The following is a 3,945-nucleotide window of genomic DNA, read 5'->3' on the forward strand; positions in this document are numbered from 1 at the left end:
GCACCAGTTCCTCGGCGGGCAGCACGGTCGCGGCGGCGAGCCAGTCCGGCACGGCGTCGACGTCGGCGGGCGGGTCGCCCGGAACGAACGTGGCGACCGCGTGCGAGCGCTCCGCGAATGGCCAGGGGTCGCTGAGCGCGGCGATCAGCCCGCCCCCGCGGACGCCCGCGGCATGCAGCGCCTCGAGCTCGCGGACGTTGACGCCCGCCGGCTGCTCGCCGTTGCCCAGGTCGGTCCCGTAGAGCACCCGGCCGCCGTCCGCGGCGAAGCGGGCGAGGTTGTCGGCGGCGTTCGCCTCGGCCTCGGGATCGGCGCCGTGGATGCCGAGGGTGGAGATCCAGCGCTGCGACGAGGCCGCGCGGCGCACGAGCGTCTCGTCGAGCCGCTCGCTGAACGGCGCATGGGCGAGCACGTCGACGCCCGCCTCGATCGCGCGCTCCGTCATCCCATCGCCTTCGACGTGCGCGACGACGGGCAGGCCGTGGCTCCGCGCGGCGGCGATCACCGCGCGCAGGGCCACGCGGTCGAAGACGGGGCCGGCGAGCGCGTTGAGCGCGACCTTGATGACGGATGCCCCGAACGACGCCTGCTCGTCGACCGCCGTGCCGGCACCACCGGCGACGCCGGGAAGCGGGGACGGATCGGACACCTGGCGCACGACGGCATCCGGTGCCCACGCCCGCCCGGAGGGATAGCCGCCGACCGCCGTGAGGAAGGCACCGGCATATGCCACGCGCGGCATGGACTCGTGGCGCCGCCGTGCGAGCGCGACCGGATCGCCCCCGAGGTCGACCACCGCGGCGATGCCGCGTGCGCCGAGGCCGTGCTCGTCGATCAGGTGCAGGTGCACATGGTGATCGGTGAAGGCCGGCAGCGCGACGCCGCGCTCGCCGGTGATCGCGCGGCGGCAGGGGCTGGCATCGGGCCCGAGCAGGGCCCGCACGGCGAAGGGGTCGGGGTGCGACATCGCTCAGCCGGGGATCTCGGTGCGCACGGCGAACAGCTCGGGGAAGAACGTGAGCTGCAGCGCCTTCTGCAGGAACGGCACCCCGCTCGATCCGCCGGTGCCCGTCTTGAAGCCGATGATGCGCTCGACGGTCTTCAGGTGCCGGAAGCGCCAGAGCTGAAAGTTGTCCTCGAGGTCGACGAGCTCTTCGCACGTCTCGTAGGCGGCCCAGTGCCCCTGGGGATCGGCGTAGATCGACGCGAACACCGGCACGAGCTCGGGGGTGAACGTCCAGGCCTGCGTCACGTCTCGCGTCAGCACGTGCTCGGGGATGTCATAGCCCGACCGGGCGAGCATGCGCAGGAACTCGTCGTACAGGCTCGGCGCCTCCAGGGTCTCGCGCACGAGCCGCCCCGCCGCCGCGTCGGCGGAGAAGACCCGAAGCATGCCGGCGTTCTTGTTGCCGAGCGTGAACTCGACGGCGCGGTACTGCGCCGACTGGAATCCGCTCGCGTTGCCGAGCACCCCGCGGAACTGGCCGTACTCGGCGGGGGTCAGCGTCGCGAGCACCGACCACTGCTCGGTCAGGGTCCGCTGGATGTGCTTTACGCGCGCGATGCACTTCAGTGCCGGCGCGAGCTTGTCGTCGCGAAGGTACCGGCACGCACCCGAGATCTCGTGCAGCACGAGCTTGAGCCACAGTTCCGTGGTCTGATGCTGGATGATGAACAGCAACTCGTCGTGATGCTCGGGAGAGCTGAGCGGATGCTGCGCCGCGAGCAGCGTCTCGAGATCCAGATAGCCGCTGTAGCTCATGCGGTCGGAGAACTCGGTGACGACCGATTGCTCGATCGCCCGGGTGTTGCGCTCCACGCCCTCGCTCACGTCGTCAGCCTAGTGACACACCCCGGTTGCAGAGCAGGCCAGGAGGCTTCAGCGCGCGGTCAGATGAGGGCCAGCTCGCGAAGCTTCGACTCGACGTCGGCGTTGCTCGGCTCGACATGGTGCGATGCGTCCGGGTAGACCACGACGGGGATGTTCGTGCGGCCCGAGATCTCGCGCGCGACGTCGACGGCCGCCGGGTCGGCGGCGAGGTCGACGTAGGTGTACTCGATACCGAGCCCGTCGAGCTGCTGCTTCGTGCGGCGGCAGTCGACGCACGACTCGGCGCCGAACATCGTGATGGTGTCAGAAGAGAGGGAAGTCACCCCTCAAGCCTAGGGGCGGTCGGCTGAGCGGATGCCGAGTCCTCGCTGATGCGGTACTCGATGGGGATCTCGTCCGCGTAGATCGGCGCCGCCTTCGGCGCGTAGACCACGAGCGCGTGGAAGACGAAACGCACGATGAACGCGACGACCAGGGTGACCGCCGCGGCGAGCACGCTCGGAATGTGCGCCGCTTCGACGAGCACATAAATCAGCGGGATGCGGATGAGCGCTTCGAGGTTGTTGAACGTGAACGATTTCAAGAACCGGTGTCGCATCAGGCCGCTCGAGGACCGCAGGTCGCGGAAGACCAGGAACTCGAGCATGAGGAAGTTCGTGATGATCGTGATCTCGCTGGCGAAGACCGCCGCCCAGATGTAGGGCGCGGTCAGCTGGATCAGCGCCCACATGATCGCCAGGTTCAGCAGTGCCCCGAAGCCGCCGACGAGGGCGAAGGCCGACATCCGCCCGAAACGCAGCATCGTGAGCTGGGCGAGGAAGCGGACGCCCTGGGCGAACGACGCCTTGGAGTCGCCGGCGTGCCTCGGCGCGAAGTCGAACGACACCTCGGCGATTCGCAGCTGGCGGCGAGCGAGGATCTCGAGCAGGATCTTGAAGCCCCGCGGTCGCAGCGTCGTGAAGTCGACGGCTTCGCGGTCGAGCAGGAAGTAGCCGGTCATCGGGTCGGTGCAGTCGTGCAGCTTGCGGGGGAACATCGCCCGCGTGACGAGGGTCGTGAGCCGGGAGACGGCGGTTCGCAGCCGCGTGGCGAGGCCGTGCGACGTGCCACCGTCGGCGTAGCGCGACGCCACGACGACGTCCACATCGCCGACTGATGCCCTCTCGGCGAGGGCGTCGATCTTCTCGGGTGGATGCTGGAGATCGCCGTCCATCACGAGGCACCAGCGATACCGGGCGGCGTTGACGCCTTCGAGCACGGCACCGCCCAGGCCGCCCGCCGCGAGCTCCCGATGGATCACCCGCACGGGAAAACTCGCCGTCGCGGCGGCCGCCGTGATGATCTCGGGGGTGTCGTCGTTCGAGTCGTCGACGAAGATCACCTCGAGCATGTGCTCGCCGGCGCTGGCTGCGATCCGGCGCAGGAGTTCCGCGACGTTCGGGCCTTCGTTGAAGGTCGGGATGATGACGGAGATATCCAGGGCGCTGCTCCGAGTGTCGTCGGGTGGCGTCGTGGCGGAACGATCGACCGCACCACCTTGCCGGGTTTTCAGCGTACCCCGCGGGCGCGGCGCCGTGCGGGGGGTGCCTCTGAGATCGCTGTGACTAGGAGGTGCGGCGTTCAGGAGATCGCAGCGTTCAGGAGATCGCGGTGTTCAGGAGCCGCTGCCTCTAGGAGATCGCGGTGAGTGCGCCGTCGACCTCGCGGTACCGCTCGTCGCCGTTCTCGCTCACCCACACACCTTCACGCAGTTCGAGGGGCTTGCCGTCGCGCCCCACCCAGCCCACCCGGCGCGCTGGGACCCCGACGACGAGGGCGTGCGCGGGGACGTCCTTCGTCACGACCGAGCCGGCGGCGACGAGGGCCCAGGCGCCGATCGTCACCGGCGCGATGCACACGGCGCGGGCGCCGATCGCTGCCCCGGTCTCGATGGTGACGCCGACGACCTGCCAGTCGTCCGCGCTCTTCAGGGTCAGATCGGGATTGACCGCGCGGGGGAAGACGTCGTTGGTGAGCACCACCGCGGGGCCGATGAACACGCCATCGCCGAGCACTGCGGGTTCATAGACGAGGGCGTAGTTCTGGAGCTTGCAGGCGTTCCCGAGTGTCACCCC

Annotated in this window: 5 protein-coding genes; all 5 read right to left on the bottom strand. The window is 69.6% G+C overall.

Annotation, left to right across the window (positions count from 1 at the left end):
• A partial coding sequence (locus tag VNT50_RS11435) for an amidohydrolase family protein (protein ID WP_325485245.1) occupies positions 1-967 on the bottom strand: 967 nt, incomplete at its 3' end.
• Between the two features lie 3 nt (positions 968-970).
• Entirely contained in the window at positions 971-1,831 is an 861-nt protein-coding gene (gene kynA / locus VNT50_RS11440) for a tryptophan 2,3-dioxygenase (RefSeq protein WP_325485246.1), read from the bottom strand.
• Between the two features lie 59 nt (positions 1,832-1,890).
• Entirely contained in the window at positions 1,891-2,124 is a 234-nt protein-coding gene (locus VNT50_RS11445) for a glutaredoxin family protein (RefSeq protein WP_414683963.1), read from the bottom strand.
• Positions 2,125-2,150: 26 nt separating this feature from the next.
• Positions 2,151-3,311, bottom strand: coding sequence for a glycosyltransferase (locus VNT50_RS11450; RefSeq protein WP_325485249.1), 1,161 nt, complete (start codon positions 3,309-3,311; stop codon positions 2,151-2,153).
• Positions 3,312-3,501: 190 nt separating this feature from the next.
• Positions 3,502-3,945: acyltransferase (locus VNT50_RS11455; RefSeq protein WP_325485248.1), on the bottom strand; the 444-nt coding region annotated here is incomplete at its 5' end.

It is taken from the genome of Microbacterium sp., from assembly GCF_035554235.1.
Lineage (GTDB): Bacteria > Actinomycetota > Actinomycetes > Actinomycetales > Microbacteriaceae > Microbacterium.

What these genes read in the sequence shown, in the direction of transcription:
- VNT50_RS11445 (WP_414683963.1), bottom strand. Translation starts at nt 2,124, where the DNA reads ATGTTCGGCGCCGAGTCGTGCGTCGACTGCCGCCGCACGAAGCAGCAG.